Here is a 17,602-nt window from a genome sequence, read left to right as displayed (position 1 = left end):
TAATAGTTGTAGTGTTTTTAATGCTGTAGTCGTCAGGCTGCTTTTAAATTCATTCGTAGTCTTTTCGAACTTTTATAAACAGCCAATAGGATTATAAAAAATACCAGCCAGTCGATCCCTGCACAAGCAACATAGATGCTTCTGACCCCGAAGAAACGCGGAACAATAAGTAAAACCGGGATATAAAAGACAAGCTGACGCAATATGCTGATCTGCGTGGCTGGTTTTGCATTTTCTATTGAAGGAAACCATACAAGCGCCATAAAAGTAAATGGCAATGCCAGAAGAACGCTCATATAAATTCTAAAATCTGTTAGCTGTACTGCAGTAAGCTTCATTGAAGGAAGCATTACCGATAATACATCTGCCGGGAAAAACATAATAAAAAGCCAGAACGGAATCAGGATACATAATCCCGTGACTGAAAACAAACGGTAAGAGGAAATTGTCCGTTTATATTTTCCTGCTCCGTAATTCATCCCAGCAACGGGCTGCAGGGCACGCATAAGTCCCCATAACGGAGTATTAAGCAGTATATAGAATCTGTTGACAGCTGTAAAAAAGGTTATGTCTTTGTCTGTACCATACTTTGCAAATACATTGAAGATGACAATGTTTTGGACAACAATCATAACCATCATAATAAAACCAGGCATCCCGAGGGACATCGTTTCTTTAATGATTGCTTTGTCCGGTGTCCACGACCAGAATTTGGAACTGAAAGAGGCTTTCTTTCCGGCATAATACCAAACTCCGAGTACTGAATAAATAATCATGGATATATTAGTTGCCCATGCTGCACCAGCCACTCCCCATCCAAACGTATCTATAAAAACAGGTTTTAGTATAACATCTACCACCAAACCTACTGCGATCATCCACGCTGCGGTTTTCATACGGCCTTCTGCACGAATAATCATATTTAGAGCTAATCCGTAAATCCAGAAAAAAGTTCCCAGAATAGTAGCCCTAAAATATTCTGCAGCCAGGATTCCTATCTCGCCCCGTCCACCCATCATATACACCAGATCTTTGGCGAAAATATAACAGGGAATGGTGACCACGATAGAAAATAATATGGCCAGAAAATTAACAGTACCCAGGGATTTATTCAGCTTGTGCTGGTCTCCCGCACCTATCCATATACTAATGGCAGAGCCTATTCCCGTACCAATAAGAGTTCCGAATCCCTGCGCAAACTGAGCCAAGGGATAGGCTATTCCAACTGCCGCGAGTGCTGTACTATTAATGAGGTGCCCTACAAAAATTCCGTCCAGAAAATTATTGAGTCCGTATAATACCATAGCGATTACCGCAGGCCATGACATTTGCCACATAACAGAGGGCAATTTGGAATGCAATATGATAGACTTCTGCTGATTCATTGTAATCTATTGTATTGAATCTTTTTCCTGATGTCTCTCTGTGGCACTTTTGTCTTCAGCAACGCCAGACTTCCAATAGGAATAAGCATAAAGCTGCTGCTGTTTCCATTGCCTTTCTTTTCTAAGGTAGGTTCGTATTTCTTTTACAGAGCTAAATTCAGCAGCTACATATCCGAAATGTTGTCCTTCCTGAAAATCCTGTTGCTTTACAACCTCTGGCAGTAAACTTCCTTTCTGTGGATTTTTGTTATATATCCAGATAAATTCTATATCTGCCCGGGTATCTATTTTGTGTTCATCTTCCTTTCCGTGAACTTCTATAATACAAACTCCTTTTGCCGTTTTTGGCAGATCTTCCAGAATAGTACTAAGCACAGGAATTGCTGTTGCATCTCCTGCCAAAAGATACCAATCGGCCTGAGCATACAGCTCTGTTTTTCCGTCATGCATCAACACCCCTAATACATCTCCTTTTTCGGCCTTTGCTGCCCAGGCAGATGCAGGTCCCTCATCGCCATGCGCTACAAAATCTATCCAGATTTCCTGGTTTTGCGTATCAATTCCTCTGTGGGTATAAGTACGGATAAAAGGGCGAATTTCATCTGGCTGGGGCTTCCACTTCATGGCTTCATAATCATATTCCGGAAAGTGAATTTCCTGAAGTCCCTTTGGTGGAATAAGGATCTTATTATTGACACCAATAGTGGTATTTGTAAATGCGTTTATATTATCACCCGTAAGATAAATTCTTATGTAATGCGGTGTGATATACTCCTTTCTGCTTACCCTTAATTGTTCTCTAATCGTTTTGAACTCTTGTTTCTTCATTGTACATTTCTTAATTGTGTTAAAAAATCGGAGTTATATATTCTGTTTTTATAAAATCTCTTGGTTATTATTATCATAAGAATCTGGATTCTGTTTCTGTTTTTATGATAATAATCTTTTAAAACCTGTTTTTATTTAGATTAATTATAAATAACTTTGCAAAACTAAAGCTTTCCTTTTCGCAGGATGTTTCAATAACGGAGTAAAAACTCCGCAAAAAGGAGTTTTACACCAGAACTGCAGATAATATGAGAACACTACTTCACCATAGGGATCTACCAGACCTTTCCATCAGAAAGGAGTTTAATGCTACAGGAACAACACTGAGTGAGAATATCAGCTATATAAACCATGCTTTTATCCGTGGATCATATCGCGAAATATCCTTTGACGGGATACATATTGGCTACGGAGATCTTCAACTGGGTCAGCCTGCACTTATACGCTTTGAAGCAGAAACAGAAAGCGTAGAACTTCATTTTGCACTGCAGGGAAATAGTACAGCATCTATAAAAGGAGAAAGTGAAAGCATCAGCTTTGAATCTTACCATCACAATATTATGTATGCCAATCAAATGAAAGGACATTTTTTGTGGGACAAGGGTAATATCCAGATCTTTGAAATAAACTTTCTGCCTTCGTTTTTCAAAAAGTATCTTCCGGATGATTCAACGTTATTTGAACGCTTCAGAACAATGATGGATAAAGGAAACATGCAGCTTATGCTGCCACAACATTTTATAATAACCCCGGAAATGCATCATACCATAAGGGAAATATTAAATTGTAAACGCACCGGGATCTATAAAAAAATGTTTCTGGAAGCCAGAACTATTGAACTCTTACTCTTACAGCTGGAACAGATCAATACACCGGATGACCAGATTAGCCTTTCTAAATCTGAATGTGAAAAAATGTATGCTATACGAGATTTTATCGAGCAGCATATTGCAGAAACTCATTCACTAATAGATCTTGCCCATCGGTTCGGAACCAATGAATATGCGCTGAAAAAAGGATTCAAAGAAGTATTTAATACTACTGTTTTCAACTATTGGAGCAGTCTTAAAATGCAGAATGCAAAAAAACTGATTTTAGAAGAATCACTTCATATAAACGAAATAGCAATGACTGTAGGCTACAAAAACCCAAGGCACTTTTCAACGGCTTTCAAAAAGCATTTTGGCCAGACACCTACCGAACTGAAAAACTTTATGAAAAGATAAGTTTGTTTCTGAAATAAATTAGTTTCTGCGGTAATAACTAGGCCCTACTCCTACTTCATTTTTAAAAGCAACGCTAAAGGAAGATGGCGATCCGTATCCTAAATGATAGGCAATTTCTTTTATGGACAATTCTGAATTTTTAAGTAAATGCAGCGCTTCTTTCATTCTGAGCTTAGAGGCATAATGAAAAACACCATCCCCAAATAGCTCTTTAAAACCATTCTTTAACTTAAACTCATTAATACCAAATCTTAGGGAAAGTTGTTCGATGGTATAAAATGATTTCAGGTTATCTTCTATAAATGCTTTTATTTCTAACAACTTCTGGGTCTCGCCCTGGCTAATGCCTGGCTTACTATTCACTGTATTATCATCTTGTTGGTTTTTAGCAAATTCAAAAATAAGTAGCAGCAAACTCAATATTCTGCTTTTTATATAATAATCCCTATAAAAACCTTCCAGGTCACATCTTTTTATCTCCAGTAAGATACTCATCATTTGTGGCGTAATAGGAAGCCCTTCCGGAAAAAGACTTGCAGATTGTTCCATATCTACTTTATCTATAAACTTTTTGAGTGCTTCGTTACTTTCAGCCAGTTTATGGAAATAGTCCCGCGATACATAGATATCCAAATGTTTGTAACTGATATCTTTTTTAAAATAAATCTCGACATCGGCTTCTCCCGGCGTAAAGTAAATGTAATGATGTAGTAATTTATAAGTTCCGGGATTTCCGTTTACTTTATCTTTTATCATCTCCTCACCTTCCAGAAAAAAAGCCAGTTCAATGTATTTAGTTTTTTCTATATGAAATTTCATTGTATAGTCAGTGCTATAACAAGAAGCATACTCTTTTACCAAAAATTCATCTCCATTATATAAAGTAAGCGATTCAAAATTTCCAATATCATTTGTGAAAACCTCATGTCTATGCCCTGTATTATCTTCTACGAAGAAATCCAAAATCTGCCTTGCTATTATATCTTCTTGTCCAGTTTCTCCCAAAATAAAAAGTATTTATCCTATACTCAAAAGTTTTTCACGGTATCAACAACTAATTTTGCCGCTGTAAATTTAATTAAACTAATTCTAAATAACAACTATGCATAAGAAGAAGATCCTTTTATCCGCACTGTTTTTCCCGGCCGTTATATGGGCGCAAAGCACTGCACAGATTACAGGGAAAGTGGTTAATTCGGATAAAAAACCGGTGCCATCCCTGAAAGTGATTCTGAATAATGGTGAAGCTGAAACCGTTACTGATGAAAATGGTATTTACCGTTTCAATAATATACCTGCCGGCAATTATATACTGAAAGTAGATGATCCGGATATTGTAAAAACTTATTCATTTACCCTAAAACAGGATGAACAGGTAACATATAACTTTGTACAAACCAGTAGCGCATACCAAATCCAGACTGTAAATGTTGTAGCCAACCGCAAGACAATTCCGTCCTCTACACTAAGACTGGGTGAAAATCTTCTGGTAACACCACAGAATATACAGGTCATAGACCAAAGACTACTCAACGATCAGCAGATATTAACTACCGCCGAAGGATTAAGCCGTAATGTGAGTGGTGTGCGTACCATTACTCACCAGGAGGAAGGTAGTGTAGGTATTGCTGTGCGTGGTTTCTCTGCCTCTAACCTGCGTAATGGTATGGATGTAAGTGGGAGCTTTGGCCCGCTAAGAGAAGATATGTCTTTTGTAGACCGCGTAGAGTTTGTAAAAGGTCCTGCAGGATTCATGATGGGAAATACACAACCTGGTGGTTTTTACAATATTGTAACCAAAAAGCCTGTTGGCAGGGAGAAAGGAAATGTTCAGCTGACTTTAGGCAGTTTCAACCTTTACAGAGCAGCAGCAGATATAGAGAAAAAACTAAGCAAAGATGGAAGATTCTGGGGAAGGCTAAACCTGATGGGATCTAAGAACGGGTCGTTCCAGCAATATGTGGAACATGAGCAATATGTCATTAATCCGTCCTTTAAATATCTCATTTCAGACAACACCAACGTCACATTTGAATATATTCTTTCCCAGAATAACTTCCAGGGCGGTTTTGCAAAATATGCATACGGTATAGACGGATTTAAAGATGTGAAGAGATCTTTCACTTTCTCAGATCCTATTATTGATCCTACCCGTTCGTGGGAGCATAATATCTACGGAACCATTAATCACAACTTTAACGACAACTGGCTCATTACCGGGCAATTTGGTTATATCCGTTCCCAGATGCAGGGTGAATCACTGTATGCAAATTACAATGATATCACACTGGCTGATGATCCTAAAACCGGAAGAAAAAAAGGAGATACTAATCGTGGGATCAGTATCAACGATGCCTTAAATACTTCAACTATAGGACAGGTATTTACAAGAGGGAAATTCGATACCGGAAATATCAACCACAATATACTGGCAGGAATTGATATGGGTAAAAAGTTCTATGTAGCCGACTGGTCTGTATTACCACAAAATGTAGGTCCAGTATTCAATATCTACAACCCGGTATATGGAAATCTGAAAAAGTCTGACATTCCGGTTTACGACCGTTCCAAATCACTTCGTGAGCGTGGCGCTAATTACCTGACAAATTATTCTTATACATCATTCCATCTTCAGGATGAAGCCAGATTTTTAGAAAATAAGCTTAGAATTGCTGCCGGCTTCCGTTATACTTCTACAGTAAAAACAGGTGCTGCTGAAAAAGGTGCCGAGGTCAAAAACTCAGCAGTTACACCACGTTTCAGTGTAACAGGACTTTTAACCCCTACTTTTACAGTATATGCTTTGTATGATGAGAATTTCCAGGAACAAACCGGAAGACTTGTAAACGGAGGTTCTGCAGATCCTTCTTATGGAAAGAACAAGGAAATTGGCATGAAAAAGACCTGGTTCGGTGGACAGTTAATGACCAGTCTTACTTTCTATCATCTGACTAAAACCAATATATTAACTGCTGCGGGGATACAATTCCCGGGACTTTCTGAACAAACCGGAAAAGCAACTTCAAAAGGTATTGAGTTTGACTTAAACGGAAATATTGGAAAAAACTGGAGTATACTATTTAACTATGCATATACTGATGCTAAAGTAACCGAAGATAATGATGCTAAAAAAATTGGCAGCATGCTATACGGAACAGCAAAACATATTACCAATGCATGGATAAAATATACTATTGCTGAAGGCGACTTGCAGGGATTAGGTTTCTCGTTTGGTTATGAGTATCAGGCAAAAAGAGCAGCATGGCCTGTAGTATTAGGCAAACCATACCTTCCGGATGATTATTTTACACTAGATCTTGGTGTATCATATAAAAGAGATAATTACCAGCTTTCTTTCCTCGTGAATAACATTACAGACCGCTATAATTATGTAGGATTCTTTCCTGGCGCATGGGGTTACACACATTATGGGTGGAGAGCAACTAATCCTATAAATTTCAGACTGAATCTTTCTTATAATTTCTAATCTGAATGAATACAGGAAAGACTAAGCCCAAAAAGAAACATAACAGAAGCTTATTCTACAGAATTTCGGCCTGGCTACATTTGTGGCTGGGCCTGGCTTCTGGAATTGTTATTGTCATTATTTGTCTGACCGGACTTACCTGGTCTTTCAGGGATGAAATAACAGACTGGCTGCACCCCGAATTACAATCGGATTATATAGAAGGAAAAGCCATGCTGAATCCTTCGGCACTCTATCAAAAGGCTAAAAAGCTCTATCCGGATCAGCAGCCATCTTACATCTGGCGTCCTACGGGAAAAGCAGTGATGGTAGGTTACGGAAAAAGAAATCCGGGTTATGTACTTTATCTGGATCCTTATACCGGAGTGGTAGTAAAGAAGCCTAGCTTTAAAGAGGAATTTGATTTCTTCGAATGGACATTAAACGGACATCGCTATTTATGGCTGCCATCAGAAATTGGCCGCCCGATTATCAACTACTCTACTTTCATATTCTTTATTACACTGTTTACCGGATTGGTACTCTGGTGGCCAAGAAAATGGACTAAAGCCATGCGCAAGCAGAGCTTTTTGGTAAAATGGGATGCCAAAACCAAACGTCTGAACTACGATTTGCACAATGTATTTGGGTTTTATGCCATGATTATTTTACTGGTTGTTGCGATGACGGGGATGTATTATGGACTTCCGTGGTTCAATAAGTTCCTGTATTTTACAACCTCACTTGGAAAAACACAGAAAAAAGAGCGGCGAGAACTGAAAAATACAGCTTCTTTTCAGCCTGAAAAATTATCACAGTCGGTACATACAGCTTGGGAAGATGCGGCTAAGAAAACCAAAGCCAAGGGATACTATCTTTCTATCCCGCAAGACTCTACCGAAACCATAAGCTTGTTTCTCTATCCGTCCCATCGGCAGTTTTATAACCTTCAGAATTATAGCTATGATCGCAATTCGGGAGCTGCATTATCAGGAACTTCAACCCATGCACAGTCATTTGAAAAAGCTGACTTTGCAACCAAAGTAAGGAAGCTTAATTATGATCTGCATGTCGGATCTGCATTAGGCGGTATCTGGGGTCGGATATTGTATTTTTTTATTACCATTGTTGGAGCATCACTTCCTATAACTGGTTTTCTGGTCTGGTGGTTCAAGAAAAAGAAAAAAACAGCTTGATTTAACTATAAAAGGGACAAAAGCTTTGGAATTTAACTAATGCTTTAAGGCCACAAAAGTTTTATCCCACTATAAAATTTTAAATGCCAAAAGTTAATTTTACCATTTAGAGATTAAGAGATTTAAGCTGATTGCAGATACGGAGTTATCCTCATATCATCCCGGATACTTCCACTGATATAATAAAACCTCATAGGTTCATAGAACGATAAAATTTTAAATGTCAAAAGTTAATTTTACCATTTAGAGATTAAGAGATTTAAGCTGATTGACAGATACGGAATTATCATCGTTTCATTCCAGATAATTCTACTGATACAATAAAACCTCATAGGTTCATAGAACGATAAAATTTTAAATGTCAAAAGTTAATTTTACCATTTAGAAATTAAGAAATTTAAGCTGATTGCAAATACGGAATTATCATCAACTTATTTCGGATAGTTCCGGTGATACAATAAAACCCCATAGGGTTTAAAAGCCTATGGGGTTTATATAAATGCCTAATTCAGATTTAATCCGAAACAGTGCTTTATTAAAATATTTATCAAATATTATTTAAGATCGAAACGATCAAGATTCATTACTTTACTCCAAGCAGAGACAAAATCTTTCAGGAACTTCTCATGAGCATCCTGGCTGGCATAAACTTCAGCAATTGCTCTAAGTTCTGAATGAGAACCAAAAACAAGATCGGCACGTGTTGCACTCCATTTTACATTGCCGGTCTTGCGGTCTCTGCCCTCATATACTTCCTGAGCATCGCCTGTTGCATTCCATACTGTATCCATATCTAACAGATTGATAAAGAAATCATTGGTTAATGCTCCTTCTCTATCTGTAAACACACCATAATTCGAACCATTATAATTGGTATTCAGTACACGCAATCCTCCTACCAATACAGCAAGTTCAGGTGCGGTAAGGGTTAGCAATTGCGCTCTGTCTACTAAAAATTCCTCTGTTGAGGTTGTAGATTTACCTCTTCTGTAATTACGGAAACCATCCGCATAAGGCTCTAAATAAGAGAAAGATTCTACATCAGTCTGTTCTTGTGAAGCATCTGTACGTCCTGCAGTGAAAGGAACATTTACTGTTATACCTGCATTTTTCGCCGCTTTTTCCACACCAAGATTTCCAGCCAGAACGATAAGATCTGCTAAAGATACTTTTTTACCTCCTGTTTGTGCTGCATTATACTCTTTCTGAATACCTTCCAATACTTCTAATACTTTGGATAATTGTTCCGGGTTATTTACTGCCCAACTTCTCTGCGGCTCCAGACGAATACGTGCACCATTAGCACCGCCTCTTTTATCCGAGCCACGGAATGTGGAAGCCGATGCCCATGCTGTAGACACCAGTTCAGAAACAGATAATCCGGATTCTGATATTTTATTTTTTAATTGATTCTCGTCCTGAGCATCAATCAGTTGGTGATCTACTGCCGGAATAGGATCCTGCCAGATTTCATCTTCTGTCGGAACTTCTGGTCCTAAATATCTTGATTTTGGTCCCATATCACGGTGAACTAATTTAAACCATGCTTTAGCAAAAGCTTCTGCCAGCTCATCCGGATTTTCGTAAAAACGTCTTGATATTTTTTCATAGATAGGATCAAATCTTAAAGAAAGATCTGTTGTAAGCATATAAGCCGGACCTTTTTTCTCAGTATCAAAAGCATTCGGGATAATATCTCCTGCATCTTTTGCGATCCATTGGTGTGCACCCGCAGGACTTTTTGTTAGTTCCCACTCATAGCGGAATAAGTGATCGAAGAAGTCATTACTCCATTTCGTTGGTGTTTTGGTCCAGGTAACTTCCAGACCACTTGTAATAGCATCTGCTCCGGAACCTGTTCCAAATTTACTTGCCCATCCTAATCCCTGAGCTTCGATTCCCGATCCTTCAGGTTCTGAACCTACTAATGCTGCATCTCCGGCACCATGGGTTTTTCCAAATGTATGTCCACCGGCAATTAAGGCTACAGTTTCTTCATCATTCATTCCCATACGGCCAAATGTATCACGGATATCTTTGGCAGCTGCCAACGGATCTGGCTTTCCTTCGGGTCCTTCAGGATTTACATAGATTAATCCCATTGTAGTTGCGGCTAACGGATCTTCCAGATCACGATCGCCTGTATATCTTTTATCTGTCCCTAGCCAGGTTTTCTCATCTCCCCAGTATACATCTTTATCGGCTTCCCATACATCTGTACGGCCACCACCGAATCCTTTGGTCTGTAATCCCATAGATTCCAAAGCAACGTTACCAGTAAGGATTAGTAAATCTGCCCATGAGATTTTCTTTCCATATTTCTGTTTAATAGGCCACAGTAAACGACGCGCTTTATCCAGGCTTACGTTGTCCGGCCAGCTGTTGAGTGGTGCAAAACGTTGTTGTCCTCTTCCACCACCACCACGGCCATCCTGAACTCTGTATGTTCCGGCACTGTGCCAAGCCATACGGATAAACAAAGGTCCGTAATGACCAAAGTCTGCAGGCCACCAATCCTGTGAATCAGTCATCAGGTCAGTAAGATCTTTCTTTAATGCTGCAAGATCCAGCTTTTTAAATTCTTCTGCATAATTGAATCCCTCATCCATCGGATCTGTTAATGAAGAGTGCTGGCGCAGGATGTCCAGTGTTAATTGCTTCGGCCACCAGTCTTTATTCTGGGTACCATTACTACTTACATTTTGTTTCTCTAGTGTCCCATTGTGAAAAGGGCATTTGCTGATGTCGTTGGATTGGTTTTCCATAATTCTTTAAGTTATTCGTTACTGATTTCTATAAAGTTACCAAAATATTTTGAACTCCTGAATACACAAGAGCGAGAATTCTTGTTACAAATCTAATCAGATCATTTGCACCAAGAACATAAAAACGGATAATCAATTTTTATAGTTTTAATAGAATAAAACTATTAATACACAAATTAACAATTGTTAAAAACTATAAATTAAAAGACTATGATTTATTTTAATAATACTTACCTAAGGAAATTGAGACTTATTTCAATGTACATATCTTACTTAAATTAGTCATTTTAATCAAATTATGTACAAGAAAAGGAAAACTATAAACAATAGTATTCAGTTAGTGGCAGCAAAATTGCAGAAGACATTACACACCACTTAAAATATTGATATGAAATTATTTTCTAAGATTGCTTTATCGTTATTAGTTATGGTTTCTGTTACTGCCTGCATTCAATCGAAGCAGACACAACATGAAAATCTGGCAAGGATAAAGAACCAAGAGCAAAATTATAAGGCTAAAGATTTGTCTGAGCTATTGAAGCAGCTTCCTGATATGAAATCCGTAAGTACTTTTAAAGACTTTCCGCAAAAAGGAATCATAAGTCTCAGAATTGCTTTTTTAAAAGACAAAGACTTCCATCAGGAGGTTAACCTTAACAAAAACCCTCCTCATATTGTTGTTTACACAGAGCAGAACCCCAATAGACCGGTGGAAATATCTGATGATAAGGGAAGTGAAGATCTGAATATGAAAGAGGCTATTACCAAATACGGTAATCTAAAAATTACCGCTGTACATACGGCAATTTCTCAATAATACATATAATCCCAAACCCGGATTAGTAATAACAGCCCCAAAAGGAGCTGTTTTATTTTACAAATATTTTTAATGCAATTAAGTTGCATTAAAAGAAAAATACACTATATTCGCAACATAATTGCAATATCAAATTAAATCATCAGCATCAATATTTATAGCAAAACCATATGCAGACATTAGCGAACAAATTACCCGTCACAGTTCTAAGCGGCTTTCTGGGTGCAGGAAAAACTACATTACTCAACCATATTCTTCATAACAAAGAAGGTCTAAAAGTAGCGGTTATTGTAAATGATATGAGCGAGATCAATGTAGATGCCCGTTTGGTAGAAAATGAAAACACACTTTCCCGCACGGAAGAAAAACTTGTTGAGATGAGTAATGGTTGCATTTGTTGTACTCTTCGGGAAGATTTAATGATTGAAGTAGAGAAACTGGCAAAGGAAAAACGTTTTGACTATCTTATTATAGAAAGTACCGGTATCAGTGAACCTGTTCCTGTAGCTCAGACATTCTCTTTTACCAATGAAGAAACGGGAACCGATCTTTCCCGCTTTAGCTACATCGATACTATGGTTACTGTGGTAGACTGTTTTAATTTTTTCAGAGACTTTGGAACTCATGAACTGCTAACTGACAGAGAACTTACAGATATTGAAGGCGATCACAGAACTATTGTCAACCTTTTAACTGACCAGATAGAGTTTGCCAATGTTATTATCCTGAACAAAACCGATATGGTAGATTCAGATACTGTTGGTCTGCTAAAAGCTACAATCCATAGGCTGAATCCCGATGCCAGAATTATTACTTCTGAATTTGGTCGGGTAAAACCTGTGGAAATTCTGAATACAGGATTATTTGATTTTGAAGAAGCCCAAAACTCCGCAGGCTGGCAAAAGGAACTGGAATCCGACGGCCATACTCCTGAAACCGAAGAATATGGCATTGGGTCTTTCGTATTTCGAAGCCAGAAACCATTTCACCCTGAGCGTTTCTGGAATTACCTCAACATCGATTATCCCCAGAATATTATCCGGGCAAAGGGACTATTCTGGCTGGCCTCACGCTGGAACGATGCCCTGAATTTTTCTCAGGCCGGAGGCTCTTCCCGTTTGGAAAAAGCAGGTGTATGGTGGTGTAGTATGCCTTATGCAGACAGAGTACGATATGCCTCTTTTGTACATAATAAGGATTTAATTGAAGCCCGCTGGAGTAAACAATGGGGTGACCGACAGAATGAACTTGTCTTTATCGGTCAGGACATTGATACCGAAAAAATAGCAGCCGAACTTAATGCTTGCCTTCTGCAGGATAATGAGCTCGAATTTTATGAGCACCACAGATTTGCAGATCCATTCCCAAGAAATATTTAATTTTTCACATCAATAACAGGCCTCCGTCCACAGAATAAGAGCTTCCGGTTATATAACCTGCATCATCAGATAACAGGAAAGCTGCGACGGAGGCCGCCTCATCCGGGCGTCCAATACGCTTGAGCAGAACGGTCTTTGCCAGTTCTTCTTCAAATTGTTTGCGAAGTTCTGCAGGAAGCTTAGCCCTTAGATTTGTTTCAAAAGGTCCGGGTACCAATGTGTTCACTCTTATACCACGGGGCGCTAATTCACTTGCCCAACAGCGGGCTGCGGAAAGCATTGCCGCCTTACTGGCAGAATATAATGATACGCCAGGCTGCCCTTCATAAACAGAACTTGAAGAGGTAACCAAAACTGATCCTCCATTTTTTATATATGGTGCTAGTAAAGCCATTTGTAGCATCGGAGTAAAAACATTAATCTGAAAAATCTTTTTCAACATTTCTGTTTCCATATCTGCGATCTTTCCCCCTAAAGCAATGGCCGAATTAAGCCATAACCCATCTATATGACCTGTTTCATTTATTAGCTCTGCCAGCTTTTCGGCAGAATTCTCATCTTCCGCATCGTTGTAAATAATAACAGCTTCCTCTCCCAGTATATTTGCTGCATCGTTTAAATGACTTTCAGTTTTTCCCGTAACAATAACCTTTGCCCCTTCTTCTATCAACCTTTTCGCTCCCGCCAAACCAATACCGCTGCTTCCGCCAGTAATTAGTATTCTTTTGTTTTCAAATCTTTTCATTTGTATATTTTATGAATCAAAACTACTGAGCATTCACCGTTCAGGATATATAAAATCACTCAGACAATATCGAAAATCAATCGGATCTTAATCTTTATAAAGCAGATGTTGTAAATTTCCTGAATGAAACTACCGGATAACATAGAAGATTTTTACAGAGACAAAAACCTTAGCATTCCCTCAAGTATAGACTGGCAATCTGGATATTTTGATATTATAAAAATTACCTCGTCTCTGCAAAGAGAATCTTTAATCTCACAGTTTAGTTTTTACAGAAAGAATTTGTATAAAATAAAACTGATAAAAGGACAATGTAAATGCCACTATGCAAGTAGAAGTATTGATGTGAAAGGATTTGCTTTAATATTTGTAGCTCCTACCAATCCTTTTATACTGGAAGAAGTGAATGGTATGGTTGATGAATATTTTATTGTCTCCAACGGGTCCTTTTTCAATAACTATGGTACCATAGACTCCTATCCGATTTTTCAGAATCCCGAACATAGTATTTTTAACTTAACTGAAAGTGAATATTCAGAATTCGAACGTTTACTGGACAACATAAAAAAAGAAATTGCATCTGAATATGAATACCGGACAGATATGATACGAAACCTTGTGTACCAACTCATACACAAAGTTCTGAAGGAGAATAAAATTCAATCTTTAAAAAATAATGGTGGTACTGCAGAACACAGAATTGCTGCTTTGTTTGAAGAATTACTGTCCCAGCAGTTTCCATTACATTCTTCAGCAGATCTTATACGATTAAAAAAGCCTGTAGATTTTGCTGATAAACTGGCAATATCTATAAATCACCTGAATAAGGCTGTAAAAAAAAATTATAAGAAGACGACAACAGAAGTTATAACAGAAAGAATTATGCAGGAAGCGATGGTTTTATTAAAAGTTACCAACTGGTCGGTTTCAGAAATAGCATATGCACTGGGATATGAAACGTCTTCCAGGTTTATTTATACCTTTAGAAGATACTCGCAGCGCTCTCCTCTTCTTTACAGAAAAGAATTCTTAAAATAAATAAGCAATTTTACCGTTCACTATATAGTGATTTAATGTACTTTTGCGTCCATATTTACAATTAATAAACTCTTTATGAAAAAATTTATTCTGGGCACTGCCCTGTTAACTTCTGCTTTTACCAGTATGCTTATGGCTCAGTCGAAACTATTGGCCAAAACAACCTGGAAAATAGAAAGCATTGCTGCCGATGGCAACATCGTGTTGAAAAAAACAAAACATGTTAACCTTCTTTCAGAGGAACCAAAATTTCATTTTTTACAATTTACAGATAGCAAAAAATATAAAACCGGCAACTCTTGTTTCCAAACGGATGCAAGCTATGATTTGTATGAAGAAAGTAACCGGATTGAGCTTTATTCAGGTATCTCGGGTGCTTCATCAGATTGTAAAGAGCCTAAAAATATTGAAGGTACATATGCTTACAAAATAACAGGTGACCGTATGGATTTACAACGTGTACAGTCAGAAAACATAAACAATGAAGAAGCTCAGCCTGCTGAAGGTGCTGAAGCAGCGGGGCCAGGAGAAGCAATTGATGCAGCTTCGGAAGCAAGCGTTGCGGCCGCAGAAGCTGCTAAAGAGGCTAATAATACTAAGCGTAAAAAGACAACAAAAAAAGCACGGAAATAAAAATTTGTTTAGTATTTTCGAAAATTCCTTTTATGGAGCTATAATAACAAAAGGCTGGGAAATAAATTCCCAGCCTTCTGATTGATATGAAGAATGTTAAGTTAGTTTACTTTTGTAAGCGTAAAGCGTTGTTTTGTGTAAGGCTGGAGTGTCTGATCTGTACTGCCAATAACAATTGGTGTAAGATTAGTTGTCAGACCTTCTTTCACCTCTAGTCTTAGAGATGGTGCATTCTTTGGAGCAAAGCCAAAACCTTCATTTCCTAAATTAAATAGCAACCATTTCTGACTATCCGTATCCGCATTGATTCTAAGCTCTACAGCTGTTCCGTTTGCTGTTCCATTATTTCTTACCGTTAATACTTTTGTAGAGTCAAGTATCGACTTGATAGTGAAATAACCATGCTCCGATTTGCGGAAAATAAATTTCTGGTTGTTTCCTGTAGTTGCAGAATAAAGGATTACATCGGTACCATCAGCTGTTGAGCTTCCGGTAATATCAACATTTTTATCACCTGCTAAAGAAGTTGTAAGTGTATAAGTTCCGTTAGTAGCAGATGTGGAATTTACAGGTCCGTACAAATGGTTGATACCTGCATAGTCACCTGCAGACAATCCATCTCTTTGCTTACCGAATGTAGAGCCATCCAGCTTTGTCATTACAGGCAGGTTAGGATCTATTGCAAAGTCTGTAGATTTATACATCATCACCGAACCAAAGTCGAATTCGCCGTGCCCTGCATAATCATTATAAAGATTGAAATTATGACGGGTACCATCCTGTGCTCTGTTGGTATCTACTATAATATACTGATCCCTGTCCGGACGGCACTGCTCGTGCATAATCCCCATTGAGTGCATAATTTCGTGAGCAATAATGGCAGGATAAGTCGTATTGTATATTTTAATACCATTTACTCTGTTTTTCACCCAACCCAGTGGAGAACTGTTTCCTGTGGAATAAGTAAATGTTATATATTCTGTTTGATTGGTACGCTGAATGAACTTAACACTGGTTTTTGAAGAGATCATATCAAACGCTTTGTTAATATTCGTAAGGAAAGTATTATAAGCCTGAGTACTTAAACTTCCCTGACTAGGCAAAGTGTAATAAACTGTTGCATTCGGCCAGGTTTTGATAAAAGAACTTACAATTGTACTACGCTCAACAGTAGATATATCCGGATTAGCCATTCTCTTCAGTTGGTTAAACTGTTCCGCTGTGATTGTAATATCATCAGCGTAAAAATACTCCCCATTAACTTCATTTACATAAGTGTAAGCTCCGTTAATTAATAATTTGTGAATAGTTGTTCCGTTTAGCTGGGTTGTTGTATGATCAACCGAACCTGCTGGAGTAGTTTCCATATCCGACTTACAAGAATTCAGCGCCAGAACCAGGCAGCCTGATAAGATTAATAGTTTACGTGTCATAATAAAAAATTTAGTGTTTAGTGTTATTTAGTTTTTTTAAGTTGTTGTAAATACCCGGGCTATCGGAACGAATACAAAATACTACTCAGTAATAGTGATGCAGACACTCTGAAAGCCGGGTATTTCCTGTAACCGTTTTGTATACAAGTACTTTATTACATAACCAATCAATATAGTCGGAGTTTAAACTGAAAATAAAAACACCTCCCGAATAAAATTGATTATTATGTTCAGCTAAATATTAGCAGAGTTTCTGGTATACTAAAAAAAAGAATACAGTGGCCGCCGAAATACCGGAGCCATCTTAGTTATTAAGTAAAAGTGATAGAGAAATTTTATTGTCAATACAGGGGACCTGCAATTGTGCTGTCGGAAAGAATTCCAACAACTGTGATTTAATTGCTTTTTTCATAATCTTTATTGTAATTTGGTTTTACATTGCTAATATACAAATAATAACCACATTTTAATTTAACATAATAAAATAAATATTTTATTACAAAAAATAAATTGAAACACATATTTTACATACTATATAGCAATTAATAAAACACATTTACATTAGAAAAACACAACACTAAATATTTCAAAAAAAATTACAATATGAATAATTTAAATTATTATTAATATCTGGAACATTTTGGTTACAGCTTATACACAATGAGATTTATATTCTTATTTTTCTTATCTT

General features: G+C 37.6%; 13 protein-coding genes. 7 read left to right on the top strand and 6 right to left on the bottom strand.

Translation table 11 applies throughout. The features are described from left to right. Window positions 1–32: 32 nt before the first annotated feature. On the bottom strand, window positions 33–1,385 hold the full coding sequence (locus C8J95_RS03715; protein WP_107808806.1) for an MATE family efflux transporter: 1,353 nt from the start codon (window positions 1,383–1,385) through the stop codon (window positions 33–35). A gap of 6 nt (window positions 1,386–1,391) precedes the next feature. Further along, complete coding sequence (locus C8J95_RS03710; RefSeq protein ID WP_107808805.1) at window positions 1,392–2,213, bottom strand: siderophore-interacting protein; 822 nt, start codon at window positions 2,211–2,213, stop codon at window positions 1,392–1,394. 248 nt (window positions 2,214–2,461) lie between these two features. Here C8J95_RS03710 and C8J95_RS03705 point away from each other — a divergent pair, with 248 nt between their 5' ends. Then, window positions 2,462–3,439: a helix-turn-helix transcriptional regulator gene (locus tag C8J95_RS03705; protein ID WP_107808804.1), complete on the top strand. Its 978-nt coding sequence runs from the start codon at window positions 2,462–2,464 to the stop codon at window positions 3,437–3,439. Window positions 3,440–3,457: 18 nt separating this feature from the next. Here C8J95_RS03705 and C8J95_RS03700 read toward each other — a convergent pair whose 3' ends face one another. Next, window positions 3,458–4,444, bottom strand: a complete 987-nt coding sequence (locus C8J95_RS03700; RefSeq protein ID WP_107808803.1) for an AraC family transcriptional regulator — start codon at window positions 4,442–4,444, stop codon at window positions 3,458–3,460. 97 nt (window positions 4,445–4,541) lie between these two features. On the opposite strand from C8J95_RS03700, the gene C8J95_RS03695 reads away from it, so the two are divergent. After that, window positions 4,542–6,926, top strand: a complete 2,385-nt coding sequence (locus C8J95_RS03695) for a TonB-dependent receptor (protein WP_107808802.1) — start codon at window positions 4,542–4,544, stop codon at window positions 6,924–6,926. A 5-nt stretch (window positions 6,927–6,931) separates the two neighbouring features. Further along, window positions 6,932–8,101, top strand: coding sequence for a PepSY domain-containing protein (locus C8J95_RS03690; protein WP_107808801.1), 1,170 nt, complete (start codon window positions 6,932–6,934; stop codon window positions 8,099–8,101). A 554-nt stretch (window positions 8,102–8,655) separates the two neighbouring features. Here the strand turns inward: C8J95_RS03690 and katG are convergent. After that, window positions 8,656–10,866 (bottom strand): catalase/peroxidase HPI, encoded by a 2,211-nt coding sequence (katG, locus tag C8J95_RS03685; protein ID WP_107808800.1) that lies wholly within the window; start codon window positions 10,864–10,866, stop codon window positions 8,656–8,658. Window positions 10,867–11,254: 388 nt separating this feature from the next. Between katG and C8J95_RS03680 the strand changes: the two genes are divergently transcribed. Together C8J95_RS03680 and C8J95_RS03675 are read left to right on the top strand one after the other, a co-directional pair. After that, entirely contained in the window at window positions 11,255–11,683 is a 429-nt protein-coding gene (locus C8J95_RS03680) for a hypothetical protein (protein ID WP_107808799.1), read from the top strand. 170 nt (window positions 11,684–11,853) lie between these two features. Next, a complete protein-coding gene (locus C8J95_RS03675; RefSeq protein WP_107808798.1) occupies window positions 11,854–13,062 on the top strand; it encodes a GTP-binding protein in 1,209 nt (402 codons plus the stop codon). Between the two features lie 4 nt (window positions 13,063–13,066). On the opposite strand, the gene C8J95_RS03670 is transcribed toward C8J95_RS03675, so the two are convergent. Then, entirely contained in the window at window positions 13,067–13,807 is a 741-nt protein-coding gene (locus tag C8J95_RS03670; RefSeq protein ID WP_107808797.1) for an SDR family NAD(P)-dependent oxidoreductase, read from the bottom strand. 123 nt (window positions 13,808–13,930) lie between these two features. Here C8J95_RS03670 and C8J95_RS03665 point away from each other — a divergent pair, with 123 nt between their 5' ends. After that, window positions 13,931–14,845 (top strand): AraC family transcriptional regulator, encoded by a 915-nt coding sequence (locus C8J95_RS03665; RefSeq protein ID WP_107808796.1) that lies wholly within the window; start codon window positions 13,931–13,933, stop codon window positions 14,843–14,845. A gap of 75 nt (window positions 14,846–14,920) precedes the next feature. Beyond that, a complete protein-coding gene (locus C8J95_RS03660) occupies window positions 14,921–15,478 on the top strand; it encodes a hypothetical protein (protein WP_107808795.1) in 558 nt (185 codons plus the stop codon). A 101-nt stretch (window positions 15,479–15,579) separates the two neighbouring features. Here the strand turns inward: C8J95_RS03660 and C8J95_RS03655 are convergent, their stop codons facing one another. Next, a complete protein-coding gene (locus C8J95_RS03655; RefSeq protein WP_107808794.1) occupies window positions 15,580–16,911 on the bottom strand; it encodes a M12 family metallopeptidase in 1,332 nt (443 codons plus the stop codon). Between the last annotated feature and the right edge of the window lie 691 nt (window positions 16,912–17,602).

The organism is Elizabethkingia sp. YR214, assembly GCF_003058195.1.
Lineage (GTDB): Bacteria > Bacteroidota > Bacteroidia > Flavobacteriales > Weeksellaceae > Elizabethkingia.
Note: the sequence above shows the minus strand (reverse complement) of the source record. Positions and strands in the feature narration are given on the sequence as shown.